15 protein-coding genes are annotated in these 13,782 nt (G+C 60.7%); 10 read left to right on the top strand and 5 right to left on the bottom strand.

What is annotated here, in order from left to right:
- Positions 1-9: 9 nt before the first annotated feature.
- Both lysS and ACIQJ2_RS21815 read left to right on the top strand, forming a co-directional pair.
- Positions 10-1,506 (top strand): lysine--tRNA ligase, encoded by a 1,497-nt coding sequence (lysS, locus tag ACIQJ2_RS21820; RefSeq protein WP_400672118.1) that lies wholly within the window; start codon positions 10-12, stop codon positions 1,504-1,506.
- A gap of 36 nt (positions 1,507-1,542) precedes the next feature.
- Positions 1,543-1,827 (top strand): hypothetical protein, encoded by a 285-nt coding sequence (locus ACIQJ2_RS21815; RefSeq protein WP_199143976.1) that lies wholly within the window; start codon positions 1,543-1,545, stop codon positions 1,825-1,827.
- A gap of 41 nt (positions 1,828-1,868) precedes the next feature.
- Here ACIQJ2_RS21815 and ACIQJ2_RS21810 read toward each other — a convergent pair whose 3' ends face one another.
- Complete coding sequence (locus ACIQJ2_RS21810; RefSeq protein WP_199143974.1) at positions 1,869-2,708, bottom strand: hypothetical protein; 840 nt, start codon at positions 2,706-2,708, stop codon at positions 1,869-1,871.
- Between the two features lie 195 nt (positions 2,709-2,903).
- Here ACIQJ2_RS21810 and ACIQJ2_RS21805 point away from each other — a divergent pair, with 195 nt between their 5' ends.
- From ACIQJ2_RS21805 to ACIQJ2_RS21770, 8 genes are all read left to right on the top strand, one after another.
- On the top strand, positions 2,904-3,812 hold the full coding sequence (locus tag ACIQJ2_RS21805; RefSeq protein WP_400672120.1) for a LysR family transcriptional regulator: 909 nt from the start codon (positions 2,904-2,906) through the stop codon (positions 3,810-3,812).
- Between the two features lie 67 nt (positions 3,813-3,879).
- Positions 3,880-4,506, top strand: a complete 627-nt coding sequence (locus ACIQJ2_RS21800) for a 3'-5' exonuclease (RefSeq protein WP_400672122.1) — start codon at positions 3,880-3,882, stop codon at positions 4,504-4,506.
- Positions 4,507-4,647: 141 nt separating this feature from the next.
- A complete protein-coding gene (locus ACIQJ2_RS21795; protein ID WP_400672124.1) occupies positions 4,648-5,808 on the top strand; it encodes an ABC transporter substrate-binding protein in 1,161 nt (386 codons plus the stop codon).
- Between the two features lie 144 nt (positions 5,809-5,952).
- Entirely contained in the window at positions 5,953-6,939 is a 987-nt protein-coding gene (locus tag ACIQJ2_RS21790; protein WP_199143966.1) for an ABC transporter ATP-binding protein, read from the top strand.
- Positions 6,936-7,910 (top strand): ABC transporter permease, encoded by a 975-nt coding sequence (locus tag ACIQJ2_RS21785; RefSeq protein ID WP_400672126.1) that lies wholly within the window; start codon positions 6,936-6,938, stop codon positions 7,908-7,910. The genes ACIQJ2_RS21790 and ACIQJ2_RS21785 overlap by 4 nt, the downstream gene beginning before the upstream one ends.
- On the top strand, positions 7,900-8,715 hold the full coding sequence (locus ACIQJ2_RS21780; RefSeq protein WP_199143962.1) for an ABC transporter permease: 816 nt from the start codon (positions 7,900-7,902) through the stop codon (positions 8,713-8,715). The genes ACIQJ2_RS21785 and ACIQJ2_RS21780 overlap by 11 nt, the downstream gene beginning before the upstream one ends.
- A 13-nt stretch (positions 8,716-8,728) precedes the next feature.
- On the top strand, positions 8,729-10,156 hold the full coding sequence (locus ACIQJ2_RS21775; protein WP_400672129.1) for a gamma-aminobutyraldehyde dehydrogenase: 1,428 nt from the start codon (positions 8,729-8,731) through the stop codon (positions 10,154-10,156).
- 208 nt (positions 10,157-10,364) lie between these two features.
- Positions 10,365-10,538 carry a DUF1328 domain-containing protein gene (locus tag ACIQJ2_RS21770; RefSeq protein WP_199143958.1) on the top strand — a complete coding sequence of 58 codons (174 nt, stop codon included), beginning with the start codon at positions 10,365-10,367 and terminating at the stop codon, positions 10,536-10,538.
- A 31-nt stretch (positions 10,539-10,569) separates the two neighbouring features.
- Here ACIQJ2_RS21770 and ACIQJ2_RS21765 read toward each other — a convergent pair whose 3' ends face one another.
- The 4 genes from ACIQJ2_RS21765 to ACIQJ2_RS21750 all read right to left on the bottom strand — a co-directional run bounded on the left by ACIQJ2_RS21765 (position 10,570) and on the right by ACIQJ2_RS21750 (position 13,780).
- Positions 10,570-11,244, bottom strand: coding sequence for a DUF1345 domain-containing protein (locus tag ACIQJ2_RS21765; protein WP_400672131.1), 675 nt, complete (start codon positions 11,242-11,244; stop codon positions 10,570-10,572).
- 108 nt (positions 11,245-11,352) lie between these two features.
- Positions 11,353-12,084, bottom strand: coding sequence for an SDR family oxidoreductase (locus tag ACIQJ2_RS21760; RefSeq protein ID WP_199143954.1), 732 nt, complete (start codon positions 12,082-12,084; stop codon positions 11,353-11,355).
- 104 nt (positions 12,085-12,188) lie between these two features.
- Complete coding sequence (locus tag ACIQJ2_RS21755) at positions 12,189-13,322, bottom strand: ABC transporter substrate-binding protein (RefSeq protein WP_400672134.1); 1,134 nt, start codon at positions 13,320-13,322, stop codon at positions 12,189-12,191.
- Positions 13,319-13,780, bottom strand: coding sequence for a MaoC/PaaZ C-terminal domain-containing protein (locus ACIQJ2_RS21750; RefSeq protein WP_400672136.1), 462 nt, complete (start codon positions 13,778-13,780; stop codon positions 13,319-13,321). Before ACIQJ2_RS21750 ends, ACIQJ2_RS21755 begins: the two co-directional genes overlap by 4 nt.
- Positions 13,781-13,782: the final 2 nt, after the last annotated feature.

Genomic DNA, 13,782 nt, shown 5'->3' with positions numbered 1-13,782 from the left:
CTTAGAACCATGACCGAAAAGACCGAAACAACAGCCCTTTCCTCCGACGCAACGGAAGTCCGCCGTCAGAAGTTGACGCTGCTGCGCGAGCAGATCGGCGACGTCTATCCCGCGCATTTCCACCGCACGCTGACCAATTCCGAACTGGCCGCCAAATACGAAGGCCTTGAGCCGGACACGGAAACGACCGATGTCGTCACCGTCGCCGGTCGCGTCTATTCCTCGCGCAATTCCGGCATGTTCATGGATATCCATGACGCCTCGGCCAAGATCCAGATCTTCAGCCACAAGGACGTGACGACCGAAGAGGCCCGTGCCCTGCTGCCGATGATCGATATCGGCGACATCATCGGCGTGACCGGCGTCGTGCGTCGCACCAAGCGCGGCGAACTGACGATCAATGCCCAGCAGATCACGATGCTGACCAAGTCGCTGCTGCCGATGCCGGAGAAGTGGCATGGCCTGTCCGATATCGAGCTGCGCTACCGCAAGCGTCATCTCGACATCATGACCAACGAGGAATCCAAGCTCCGCTTCCAGCAGCGTAGCCGCATCGTCTCCGGCATCCGTCGCTTCATGGAAAATGACGGCTTCATGGAAGTCGAAACGCCGATGCTGCACTCGGTCTATGGCGGCGCCACCGCCGAGCCGTTCAAGACGCATCACAACACGCTGAAGCTCGACATGTTCCTGCGCATCGCGCCGGAACTGTTTCTGAAGCGCACGCTGGTTTCGGGCCTCACCGACAAGGTGTTCGAAATCAACCGCAACTTCCGCAACGAAGGCGTTTCCACCCGGCACAATCCAGAATTCACCATGATGGAGTGCTACTGGGCCTATGCCGACTACGAGGACATCATGGACCTCGTCGAGCGCCTGTTCTCGACGCTCGCCATGTCGATCCACGGCAGCACCGAGTTTGCCTTCGGCGACAAGCAGATCTCCTTCAAGGGTCCGTTCCGCCGCGTGCCGATGCCTGGCGCCGTCAAGGAAGCGACGGGCATCGACTTCCTGGCGATCAAGACCGACGAAGAGGCCCGCGCCGCCTCCAAGGCCGCCGGCTTTGCCGTCGAGAAGGACGCAACCTGGGGCGAATGCCTTGCCTTCATCTTCGAAGAAAAGGTCGAGGGCACGCTGATCCAGCCGGCGCACGTCACGCATTTCCCGAAGGACATCTCGCCCTTCGCCAAGGAAGTGCCGGGCGAGCCGCGCCTCGTCGAGCGCTTCGAGACCTATTGCAACGCCTGGGAACTCGGTAACGCCTTCTCGGAACTCAACGATCCGGAAGAGCAGCGCGCCCGCATGGTCGAGCAATTGCAGCAGGCGCATGCGCGCGGTGAAAAGGAAAAGCAGCTTGACGAGGAATTCCTCGACGCCATCGACCAGGGCATGCCTCCGGCAGGCGGTCTCGGCATCGGCGTCGATCGTCTGATCATGCTGTTGACCAACTCGCCGTCGATCCGCGATATCATCCTCTTCCCGGCCCGTCGCAACAAGGCGGATTGAGGCAGTCTCGTCCTCCAGAAAACAAAGGTGCGAACCATGACCGAGAAAGAGATATCGGCCGCAGATGCCGACAACGAACAGCAGCGGCTGGCCGATCTTGCGGAGATCGGTGACATCGATCTATCGCAATACGCACCGGGGACTTTCGGCTGCCACGAGGCGATGCACACGGCGTCGATCATGCTCGACATGACCGACGACCAGTTGCTGCAGCACCCCGCCATCCTGGCAAATCCCGAGTTCTACCGTCTTGCGGGTGAGGTTCACGAAGCGCTGTTCGCGCTTTATCAGGCGATCGGCGAGAAACATCTCGCGGAGTGAGGCCATCGCCTTGCCGCCCAATGGCGCAAGGCAAACCTCGATCAGTTCGTGACCGGCGACCGCCGTTCCGCAGCTCCCGTCATCGTCGGATCCAATCCCGGTGACGGGCTTTTTTCGTCGATGGTGGCGTCGGCGCCGATAAATTCGCCATTCCTGTCATATCCAGGCCGCACGTTACCGGTCGATTTCGGCTCCGGCGCAGCGGGCTTGCTATCCTGCTCGACGGCTTGCGCGGCGGCAGCCCTTTCCTCCGCGGCGATCGCCGCCTTCAGCTTGTCCTTCTTGGCATTGCCGGCACTGTTGTCGGCTGCCAGCGCATTGTCGCAATCGCTGAGGTCCTTCAAACCGGCAAGAGCGCTATCGATGTCCTTTGGCTGCATGGTGATCTGTTCGCCGTAAAACAGGCCGGCGGTGCTGGCGCCGCCATTATAATAGCGCGCCGTAAGCGGCGCCTCGGAGCTGCCATCGGCAAGCTTTTCCGGGTGCGGCACATAGACGACATCCGCTCCCAGCGCCCGGCCACGTATGTCGGAGCGCAACGTCGGACCGTTTTCGTCGAGAACCACAACCTGCACGAGATCAGGTTTCTGCTCCTGATAGACGGCCTTGGCGACCCGCAACGCCGTCTTCACGCGCGTCACGCCGTCCGTCGGATCGGTGCGAATATATTTGCGCACCCAGAAGCGATTGTCCTTGCGAATAGTAACGAGATTGATGTCCGTGCACTGCAACCCGTTTGCGGAAGCAGATGTAAGACCGAGAAGCCTGTCCTTGCCGAAATAGATCGCCAAAACGCCGGAGCAGCCTACGAAAAGGGCCACTCCGCCGATCATGACGACAAATTTCCGGGGCATCCGGAAAATGTGCAGTAAGGCGCTCACGCCAACTGCTCCAGCATAGACCACTCCAAGGCGATAAAGATGATCAACTCTCACGTTAGGGATTTGGCGTTTCGGAATACTTAAAACGGAGGCAAAACTTACATCCATCGCCACGACTTTACCAAAAAAGGTCCGAACGTTCACAGCTATGACGAGCGCTTGCTTTCTCTACGGCGGACATGCTCTAACCCTGTCATGGCCTTCACCTTGAGACAGCTACAATACTTCGTTGCCGTCGCGGAGCAGGGTTCCGTGACCAGGGCGGCGCAGAACCTGTCCATCTCGCAGTCGTCGGTGACCGAAGCACTGAAAGAGCTGGAAAGCGACCTGGGCGTCGAGCTGTTCGAGCGTCACCCGCGCGGGCTGTCCATCACCCATAACGGCCATCAGTTTCTGCGCCACGCGACCAAGATTCTCGCCACCGTTTCCGATGCGCGAACCAGCTTTTCAGGCAAGCGCAACGAGGCCGGCGGCACGCTGAATATCGGGGTGACCTCGCTCGTTGCCGGCTATGTGCTATCCGACCTGCTGGCCCGCTATCGCCGCGCCTGCCCCGGCGTCGAAGTCAGTGCCATCGAAGACAACGGAGGCTATCTGGAGCATCTTTTGATTGGAGGCGAGCTCGATGTCGCCGTCATGGTCATATCAAACCTGCGCGACCGCATGGCGCTGCAGGCCGAGATCCTGGAGACTTCGCCCTATCGCCTCTGGCTGCCCATGGGCCATCCCCTTGTCTCGGCGGATATCATCAGCGTTGCCGATATTACCCGCGAACCGTTGATCATGTTGACCATCGACGAAATCGAAGAGAACACCGGCAAGCTTTTGAGTGCACTTGGCGCCCGCCCCCATGTTGCTTTCCGCACGCGCTCGGTCGAGGCGGTGCGCAGCCTGGTCGCGACCGGTGCCGGCGTGGCGCTGCTGCCCGACCTTGTCTACCGCCCCTGGTCACTCGAAGGCGATCGTATCGAAAGCCGCGATGTCTCAGGCTCTTTGCCGGTCGTACAGGTCGGCATGGTCTGGCGGAAGGGATCGAGCCTGCCGCAGGCCGCGCGCGACTTCGTCGGCGTTGCCGAAAGCATGCGCTCCGGACGGCAGCGGTAGCAAGGCGATCTGCCGGCGCCGATGCTTGAAATGCAATCGAAGATTGTTCCAGCAGAGAGGCCCAGATATGAAGACCGCCATCATATTCGACTGTGAGTTCCTTTGCCTTGAAGGGTCACAACGAAGATACTGGTGCGCCGCCCACGATCCCGATCCAGTCGTCGCCCAGATCGGTGCCGTCAAGCTTGGCCTCGGAAGCGGTTTCCCTATTCTGGATAGCTACAAGGCCTATGTTCGCACCGTCGACAGGTTTGGCGCTCAATATACGCTCGACCCGTTCTTCACTGCCCTGACAGGCATTACCGAGGAAAACATCAAGTCGGAAGGCATCTCCTTGTCGGATGCCATCTCGGGCCTGGATCGTTTCTCGGACGGCGCCCGCTTCTGGTCCTGGGGGAAGGACGAGCTGAACATGATGGCGATCAGCTGCTATGTTGCCGGAATTCATCCCTCGATCCCCGCCCGCCGCTTCGACAATGCAGTCAAGCTTCTGCTGGCAGCGGGAATGCCCATCGAGGATCTGGCCAGAACGCCGAGCAACAAGCTCGCCGACTACTATGGCGTGCAGCACCCGCCCTTGGTGGGCCATGACGCACTCGACGACGCCCTTTCCGTTGCCTACGCACTGCAACACCTTATGAAGGTTGGCAAACTGCGGCCCGAGGCCTTCGACAGCGTGCGCACACGCAGCTAGGAATCGGAATTTCCGATATCACCTTTCTGATAAATGAATTTGCGAATGCGGCGAAATCGCGTCACCTTTTCTCCCGGGAAGAGAGCCAGACCCTGACTCTACACAATCGAGACTATCAGGGCGCAAAACCGGGAGGATCCGATGAAGCATCTGCTGAAATCATGCACGGCTGCACTCGCATGCTTAAGTTTCGCCACGCAGGTCATTGCCGCCGAGCCGCTGAAGACGCTCGGCAAGGGCGAAGGCGCCGTGAGCATTGTCGCATGGGCCGGCTACATCGAGCGCGGCGAGAGCGACAAGAACTATGATTGGGTCACCGGCTTCGAAAAGGAAACCGGCTGCAAGGTCAGCGTCAAGACAGCAGCAACATCGGACGAAATGGTCGCGCTGATGAACGAAGGCGGCTTCGACCTCGTCACCGCCTCGGGTGACGCATCGCTGCGCCTCGTGGCCGGCAAGCGCGTCCAGCCGATCAACACGGATCTGATCCCAAGCTGGAAAAACCTCGACGAACGTCTGAAGAACGCTCCCTGGCATACCGTCAACGGCGTCCACTACGGCGTCCCCTATCTCTGGGGACCGAACGTGCTGATGTACAACACCGACGCCTTCAAGGGCCAGGCGCCGAAGAGCTGGAATGTCGTCTTCGAGGAAATGACCCTGCCCGACGGCAAGTCCAACAAGGGCCGCGTTCAGGCCTATGACGGTCCGATCTATATCGCCGATGCTGCCCTCTACCTCATGGCCCATAAGCCCGAGCTCGGTATCAAGAACCCTTACGAACTCAATGAGGATCAGTACAAGGCCGCTCTGGAACTGCTACGCGGCCAGCGCAAGATCGTGAGCCGCTACTGGCATGACGCGATGATCCAGACCGACGACTTCAAGAACGAAGGTGTCGTCGCCTCCGGCTCCTGGCCGTTCCAGGTGAACCTCTTGCAGGCCGACAAGCAGAAGATCGCCTCGACCTTCCCGGCAGAGGGAACGACGGGCTGGGCCGACACCACCATGCTGCATGCCGACAGCGAGCATCCGAACTGCGCCTATATGTGGCTGGAACATTCCCTCCAGGCCAAGGTTCAGGGTGACGCGGCCGCCTGGTTCGGCGCCGTTCCCTCCGTTCCGGCAGCTTGCAAAGGCAATGAACTCCTGACTGACAGCGGTTGCGCCACGAACGGCTACGACCATTTCGACAAGATCAGCTTCTGGAGGACGCCGGTTGCGAAGTGCAGCACGCAGAGCGAATGCGTGCCCTATCATCGCTGGGTCTCCGACTATATCGGCGTGATCGGCGGCAGATAACGAGCCGATATCGGCCCTCGCCGCTCCCATCGATGGAGCGGCGACCCGCCGGCACTCCGATGCGCCGGCTCCTTGCCGCAGACCAGATCCCGATCGGGCCAGCTGACATCGTTTCAAACATTCTGCATATTCCTGGAGAAACCAATGAACGCCGTTCGTTTCCAGCAGGTGTCGCGCCATTTCGGCCAGGTTCGCGCTGTGGACCGTGTCGATCTGGAAATCGCGCCCGGCGAGTTCTTCGCCATGCTCGGCCCTTCCGGTTCCGGCAAGACCACCTGCCTCAGATTGATTGCCGGCTTCGAGCAGCCCACAGGCGGGCACATCGAAATCTTTGGCGAAACCGCAGAAGGCGTGCCGCCCTATCGGCGCAACGTCAACACGGTCTTCCAGGACTATGCGCTGTTTCCGCATCTCAACATCCTCGACAACGTCGCCTACGGGCTGATGGTCAAGGGTGTCGGCAAGGCCGAGCGGCAGCGCGCCGCCGAGCAGGCACTGGAGCTGGTGAAGCTGCCAGGCTATGGCGCTCGCCGCCCGGGCCAGCTCTCCGGCGGCCAACGCCAGCGCGTGGCGCTCGCCCGGGCGCTCGTCAACAAGCCGAAAGTGCTGCTTCTCGACGAGCCGCTCGGCGCCCTCGATCTGAAGCTGCGAGAGCAGATGCAGGAAGAGTTGAAAACCCTGCAACGGGCGCTCGGCATCACTTTCGTCTTCGTCACCCACGATCAGGGCGAGGCGCTTTCGATGGCCGACCGCGTCGCCGTCTTCAACGACGGTTACATCGTGCAGCACGGCACGCCGCACGATATCTATCAGCGGCCGAAAACCCGCTTCGTCGCCGATTTCGTCGGCTCCTCCAACGTCATTGCCCCAGAGGTCATGTCGTCGCTCGGCGGCGAACGGCGTTGGGCAAGCCTCCGCCCCGAAGCGATCCGCCTGACCGAAGAGAGCGGCGTGCCGGCAACCGTAAAAGCACTGAACTTCCTCGGCGCTGCCACCCGCCTTTCAGTGGAGGCGAACGGCGCCCACCTGCATGTGACCGTTCCCGCCGGTCTGCCGACGCCGGACGCCGGCACGTCCGTCCGCCTCGCATGGCAGCCGGCCGATGTGCACTATATGGACGACGCCGCATGAACGCCGCGGCCTTCCCCACCTCACCCGCACAAGCGCCGGCTTCGATCTTGCCGAGCCGCGGCGGCGTCTTCGGTCATCTCTCGGACCTCTTCTGGCGTCGCCCGAAACTGCTCTTGTTCCTGATGCTGGCGCCGCCGCTGCTTTGGCTCGGCGTCATCTATATCGGCGCGCTGATTGCATTGCTGCTGCAGAGCTTCTTCTCGATTGACGACTTCTCGGGATTGGTGAACTACGAATTCACGCTCTCAACCTATGCCCAGCTGCTGAATTCGGCAAATTTCGACATCATCGTGCGCACGGTGGTCATGGCCGCCCTCGTCACTGTCGCCTCTGCCCTGGTCGCCTTCCCCATCGCCTACTATGCCGCCCGCTATGCGCAGGGCAAATGGAAGGCGCTGTTCTATCTCGGCATTATGCTGCCGCTCTGGTCGAGCTATCTGGTGAAGGTCTATGCCTGGAAGCTGATCCTCGCCAAGGAGGGCATCCTCACCTGGATCTTCGCCAAACTGCATCTCGGCTGGCTGCTCGACGGCGTCCTCGCTTTGCCCATTATCGGCGGCAACTCGCTATCGGTCAGCTATATCGGCACCTTCCTGGTCTTCGTCTATGTCTGGCTGCCCTATATGATCCTGCCGACACAGGCTGCTCTCGAACGCGTGCCGGCCAATCTGCTGGAAGCCTCGTCGGATCTCGGCGCGACGCCGAACCAGACCTTCCGCACCGTGCTGCTGCCGCTCGCGCTACCGGGTATCGTCGCCGGCTCCATCTTCACCTTCTCGCTGACCTTGGGCGATTACATCATCCCGCAGATCGTCGGTTCCTCGCGCCTCTTCATCGGCCAGGCCGTCTATGCGCAGCAGGGCACTGCCGGCAACGTGCCGCTCGCCGCCGCGTTCTCGGTCGTGCCGATCGTCATCATGGCCATCTATCTCTGGATCGCCAAAAAGCAGGGAGCTTTCGATGCGCTCTGATCGTGGCCAACGCGCCTCACTTCCGCTGAAGACCGCAGCCGCCGGCGGCCTGCTCTTCCTCCATCTGCCGATCCTGCTGATTTTCGTCTATGCCTTCACGACGGAAGAAAAAAGCTACCAGTGGCCGCCGCCGGGCTTCACGCTGCAATGGTTCGGCATTGCCTGGAACCGGCCGGATATCTGGTCGTCGCTGGCGCTCTCGGTGCAGGTGGCAACCATCGCAACCGCAATCGCCCTGCTCCTCGGCACGCTCTGCGCCGCCGCCGTCAGCCAGACGAAGTTCTTTGGTCGCGAGGCTATCTCGTTGCTGGTCATCCTGCCGATCGCACTTCCCGGTATCATTACCGGCATCGCGCTTCGCTCGGCCTTCAGCCTGTTCGATATCCCATTCTCGGTCTGGACGATCGTTCTCGGCCATGCGACCTTCTGCGTCGTCGTTGTCTATAACAATGCCGTCGCCCGCTTCCGCCGCACCTCCGGCTCGCTGATCGAGGCATCGATGGATCTTGGTGCCGATGGCTTCCAGACCTTCCGCCATGTGGTCCTGCCCAATATCGGCACGGCGCTGCTCGCCGGCGGCATGCTTGCCTTCGCGCTGTCCTTCGATGAGGTCATCGTCACCACCTTCACCGGCGGCCAGCAGATGACGTTGCCGATCTGGATGCTGGAGGAACTCATTCGCCCGCGCCAGCGACCCGTGACCAATGTCGTCGCCATGGTCGTCGTGCTTGTCACCTTCCTGCCGATCCTGGCAGCCTACTATCTTACCCGCGACGGCGACCAGATCGCCGGCGGCGGCAAATGAAAGGGAGAAAATAATGGATACCCAAATGCTGATCGGCTCCCGCTTCGAAGCCGGCACCGAAACGGAGGAACGCGTTCTTAACCCGAAGACGGGCGAGGCGGTACTCGCCCTTCCGGAGGCTTCGCTCGGCCAGATCGATGCCGCCGTCGAAGCCGCCGAAAAAGCCTTCACGAACTGGTCGCAGACGACGCCGAGCCAGCGCTCGGCCTACCTGCTCAAAATCGCCGACGCCATCGAGCGGGATGCCGAAGGCTTCGCGGCGCTCGAGGCGCTGAACTGCGGCAAGCCGATCAACGCCGTGCTCAACGACGAAATCCCGGCGATCGTCGACTGCTACCGCTTCTTTGCTGGCGCGGTGCGCAACCTCCACGGCCCGGTCGCCGGCGAATATCTGCCAGGTCACACCTCGATGATCCGCCGCGATCCGGTCGGCATCGTCGGCTCGATCGCGCCCTGGAACTATCCGCTGATGATGATGGCCTGGAAGCTGGCACCGGCGATTGCTGGCGGCAACACCGTCGTCTTCAAGCCCTCCGAGCAGACGCCGCTGACGGCGCTGAAGATGGCGAAGCTTTTGGCTGACATCCTGCCGGAAGGCGTCGTCAACGTCATTCTCGGCCGGGGCGAAAGCGTCGGCAACGCTTTGATCAACCATCCCAAGATCGGCATGGTCTCCATCACCGGTGATGTCGCCACCGGCAAGAAGGTGCTCGCGGCAGCCGCCAAGACGGTGAAGCGCACGCATCTCGAACTTGGTGGCAAGGCCCCGGTCATCATTTTCGACGATGCCGATATCGACGCCGTCGTGTCAGGTATCCGGACCTTCGGCTACTACAATGCCGGCCAGGATTGCACCGCCGCTTGCCGCATCTATGCCGACGCCAAGGTCTACGACAATTTCGTCGCCGACCTGACATCGGCAGTCTCCAGCATCAAGTTCAATCAGGCCGACGACACCGAGAACGAGATCGGCCCCCTGATCTCCAAACGCCAGCGCGACCGCGTCGAAAGCTTCGTCACCCGCGCCGCCGAACACAAGCACATCGAGATCACCACCGGCGGCAAGATCTCCGGCGACCGCGGCTTCTTCTATGCGCCGACCATCGTTGCCGGCGCCACGCAGGACGACGAAATCGTCCGCCGCGAAGTCTTCGGCCCCGTCGTCTCGGTGACACGTTTCACCAATCCCGACGATGCCGTGGCCTGGGCCAATGACAGCGACTATGGCCTCGCTTCCTCTGTCTGGACGAAGGATATCAGCCGGGGCATGCAGACGGCCGCCCGCCTGCAATATGGGTGCACCTGGATCAACACCCATTTCATGCTGGTCAATGAGATGCCGCATGGTGGCCTGAAGCAATCAGGCTACGGCAAGGATATGTCGGTCTACGCTATCGAAGACTACACCGCCGTGCGGCATGTGATGATCAATCATGGGTGAGGTGCGGTTCGGCGTAACCCAAGTAATCGATCCAGTGGATCGATTACAGCGCCGAACGCCCTGAGCCATGCGAAGGGCCGGCACGCCCCAATATGAACGAGGCCCGATCCAGCCTTAACCAGCAGAATCGGGCCTTAATCGAAACGCCCTCGGAACAATTTCCCGTCTCCCGCGTCTTTAAGAAGTACAACGCAGAGGAGACTGCTAAATGCTGAAATGGGCTCTCATTTTCTTTGTGATTTCGCTGATTAGCGGCTTTTTCGGCTTTTCCGGCGTGTCGGCGGCAACCGCAACCATTGCGCGTGTGCTCTTCGGCATCTTCCTGATCATCTTCCTGGTGTTCCTGGTTCTGGCAGTCATGGCCGGCAACGCCGTCGTCTGACGACATTGACCTTTGGCGCATTGGGGCGGGCCTAGATCAGGCTCGCCCCAACGTTTATGGCGAGAGCCAGGATCGTTGTGTTGAACAGGAACGACAGGATGGCATGGAGAAGCGCCAGCTTACGCATCGAAACCGTGGAAATGCCGATATCGGCGGTTTGAGCCGCCACGCCGATGGTGAAGGAAAAATAGAGGAAGTCCCAATAGATCGGCTCCTCCACCGGCTCGGCGAATTTCAGCCCCTGCCCCTTGCCCGGAGCGCTGTAGAACCGATGCGCATAGTGAATGGTAAACAGCGTGTGCAGGAACGCCCAAGAGATCAGGATCGTCACGATCGCCATCATCACGCGGAAGAACGCGACTTCGGGTGAAGCATCCTTGACCCCGAGCAGGTCGAGCACGATGCCGCCGATACTCGCAATAGCGGCCGCAATCGACAGGAACAGCAGAAACCCGTCTGAAAAATCCAGATCGGCGGATCGTTTGCGGATGCGCTGCGCATCGGCAGTCAGCATCCGGTAGAGGCTGTAGACGATGAAGACGGTGGCCGTCGTATCCCAGGCAATCAGCAGATTGCCGACATTGAAATCACGCGACGTCAGGAGCAGGAAGACGGCGATGCCGGCAAGCACCGAGATTGCAATCACATGATGCTTACGCCACAAGACCCGCCATCTCGAACGATGCAAATGTCCCTGCGCATCCATGCCGCTCTCCCAATCGTAAATCGTCTTACAGGACGTCGATTCGCCGATGAGAGTGTCAAATAAAAGAAGACCCCGCAATACGGGGCCTTCAAGTGGTGAACCGATAGCTCAGCCTGTCCAGCCGCCGTCGATGACGTGGGTCTGGCCAGTCGTGAAGCCCGCCTCGTCGCCGGCGAGATAGGTTACCAGCGCAGCGATCTCCTCGGCGGTCGCGATGCGGCCCATCGGCTGGCGGGCGATAAAATCCTTCATCGCCTTGTCATAGTCGCCGGTTGCCCGCAGCCGCTCATGCAGCGAGGGGCTGTCGACGGTGCCGGGGCAAATGGCGTTGGCGCGGATGCCCTTGGCTACGAAATCGGCGGCGATCGACTTGGTGAGCCCGATGACGGCAGCCTTGGAGGCGCAATAGGCAAACCGGTTCGGCACGCCCTTCACGCTGGAGGCGACCGAGGCCATGTTGACGATCGAGCCTTTGCCCTTCTCCAGCATGCCCGGCAGGAAGGTGCGGCAGGTCACGTACATCGCCTTGGCATTGAGGTTGAAGGAGAAATCCCAGTCCTTCTCCTCGCAATCGAGAATGGTGCCGGCATGAACGAAACCGGCGCAATTGAAGAGCACGTCGATCGGGCCGATCTCCTCGGCGTAAGCCTTGACGGCGGCGCTATCGAGCACGTTCAACACATGCTTCGTGGCGCCATCAAGCGTGGAAAGCGTCTGCTCGTTGATATCGGTGGCGTAGACATGTGCGCCAAGCGAGATGAAGCGCTCTGCCGATGCCCGGCCGATGCCCTGCCCTGCCGCCGTGATGACGACCTTCTTGCCTTCCAACCCGTGACCCATAATCCTGATCCTTTCCTCGGGAACTATGATCTTATCCATCCCGGCCGCACGCCAGAAACTTGGATAAGATCGTGCAATAACAATCGGTTGTCGCAGCCCCGCGCTTATGCTTCGAAGGACTGCGCAAAGCGGCGGTTCAGCTTTTCGATAAGGACTGTATGCCGCTCGCCGCTTCGCAGTCCATCGCTAATCACCTCGGATGCGTCGCTTTGGAATGCCATGTAGCCATCATGTCGCGGCCGTACATAGGCGCCCTCGAGCGTCGCGCGTGTGTTGCGGTAAAAGTCGAGCGCGGGCGCATTGACCACATCGCTGGCCCAGGCGTCGGCATGGCCCGGCTGACCGTTTCCATTTGCATAGATGCCCGCCTGCACCGGCCCGTTCGCAATCCAGCGCGCAAAGGCCTTCGCCTCTTCGGGCACCTTCGTGCGTGCCGAGACGGCAATGCCTGTTCCACCCAGTGCCGAGCCGTTCGGCTCGCGGCCGTCGATAACAGGCATATCGGCAAAGGCGATCCGTGCCGGCCTGAAGCCTTCAAAGGAATAATTTACGTAACCGTAGATGAAGGGTGACGCCACATAGGGGCTGTCCGGCTCGCCCATAAGGTCGAGCACGGCGATCGGGTCCATCTCGTAGCAGCTGCCATCCATGCCCGAGACGATCCGTGCCATCCAATCGAGCACAACTTTACCATCCGCCTCGGCGATGAAATCCGGTCCATTGATGCTGCAGGGCGTTCCGAGATGGGCAGCCAGCGTAATGAAAGTCATCAGCGAATGCGGCGGCCGCATCGGCAGGATCGCTTTGCCTTCCCTGGCGAGCGTGACGAACTCTGTGAGATCCTTGACCGGCGCATTCAGGCGATCCGGCCGGTAAGCCTGCACCTGCGTCGCCGCATCGAGCGGAAAGGCCCACTGCCGACCCTGCCAATTGTAGCTCGGATAGGAGCGCCCGACAGTGCCCGCTGCAATCGCTGCAATTTCATCGGCATGAGCGGCATCATCGAGCGGCAGCAGGCAGTTCTCGCGCGTAATCTGGCCGACATGCGGGTGATCGATGACGATGAGATCGTATTGGGCAGCAAGCTCCTCCACCGGAAAGGTCTCGAAATCCTGCAGCGATCGCTTTTCCCAGCTGATTTCAACGCCGGTCTTTTCCTGCCATTGCGTGGAGCAGGCAACCATCGGATCGTAGCCGCGCGGATGCGACCAGGTCATTCCCTTAAGCTTCACCATCATGACGTCTCCGCACAGGACTTGCGCTCGACGACCAGGATATGATCGGCGGCAAGCACGACTTCGTCGCGCTGGTTCAGCACTTCGCAGCGCTCGACGACACGGCCGGACGCCGGCCGCTTCGGGTCATCTTCCTTCGCCGAGATAGTGACACGCGTGCGGATCGTATCGCCGATATGCACCGGCCGAACGAAGCGGAGCCGGTCATAGCCGTAGGAGAAAGCGACGGGATTGATGAGCGATGCCGTCAGTCCGACGCCGATCGCAAAGATCATCGTGCCATGCGCGATGCGCTGGCCGCCGGGCAAGGTTTTTGCGAATTCCGCATCCATATGGTGCGGAAAGAAATCGCCTGTATGGCCTGCATGGACGACAAAATCGGTCTCGGTAATCGTCCGCCCGGTCGTCACTCTGACATGCCCGAGTTCATAGTCTTCGAAATAGATGGTTTGTTCTGCCATTC

The sequence above is a fragment of the Rhizobium sp. NPDC092011 genome, assembly GCF_044756305.1.
GTDB lineage: Bacteria > Pseudomonadota > Alphaproteobacteria > Rhizobiales > Rhizobiaceae > Rhizobium.
This window is presented reverse-complemented; position numbering and strand designations above follow the sequence as displayed.

Coding starts and splice junctions, on each gene's coding strand:
- ACIQJ2_RS21775 (WP_400672129.1), top strand. CDS start 8,729: ATGGATACCCAAATGCTGATCGGCTCCCGCTTCGAAGCCGGCACCGAA.
- ACIQJ2_RS21760 (WP_199143954.1), bottom strand. CDS start 12,084: ATGGGTCACGGGTTGGAAGGCAAGAAGGTCGTCATCACGGCGGCAGGG.
- ACIQJ2_RS21750 (WP_400672136.1), bottom strand. CDS start 13,780: ATGGCAGAACAAACCATCTATTTCGAAGACTATGAACTCGGGCATGTC.
- ACIQJ2_RS21755 (WP_400672134.1), bottom strand. CDS start 13,322: ATGATGGTGAAGCTTAAGGGAATGACCTGGTCGCATCCGCGCGGCTAC.
- ACIQJ2_RS21785 (WP_400672126.1), top strand. CDS start 6,936: ATGAACGCCGCGGCCTTCCCCACCTCACCCGCACAAGCGCCGGCTTCG.
- ACIQJ2_RS21805 (WP_400672120.1), top strand. CDS start 2,904: ATGGCCTTCACCTTGAGACAGCTACAATACTTCGTTGCCGTCGCGGAG.
- ACIQJ2_RS21815 (WP_199143976.1), top strand. CDS start 1,543: ATGACCGAGAAAGAGATATCGGCCGCAGATGCCGACAACGAACAGCAG.
- ACIQJ2_RS21780 (WP_199143962.1), top strand. CDS start 7,900: ATGCGCTCTGATCGTGGCCAACGCGCCTCACTTCCGCTGAAGACCGCA.
- ACIQJ2_RS21770 (WP_199143958.1), top strand. CDS start 10,365: ATGCTGAAATGGGCTCTCATTTTCTTTGTGATTTCGCTGATTAGCGGC.
- ACIQJ2_RS21765 (WP_400672131.1), bottom strand. CDS start 11,244: ATGGATGCGCAGGGACATTTGCATCGTTCGAGATGGCGGGTCTTGTGG.
- lysS (WP_400672118.1), top strand. CDS start 10: ATGACCGAAAAGACCGAAACAACAGCCCTTTCCTCCGACGCAACGGAA.
- ACIQJ2_RS21800 (WP_400672122.1), top strand. CDS start 3,880: ATGAAGACCGCCATCATATTCGACTGTGAGTTCCTTTGCCTTGAAGGG.
- ACIQJ2_RS21795 (WP_400672124.1), top strand. CDS start 4,648: ATGAAGCATCTGCTGAAATCATGCACGGCTGCACTCGCATGCTTAAGT.
- ACIQJ2_RS21790 (WP_199143966.1), top strand. CDS start 5,953: ATGAACGCCGTTCGTTTCCAGCAGGTGTCGCGCCATTTCGGCCAGGTT.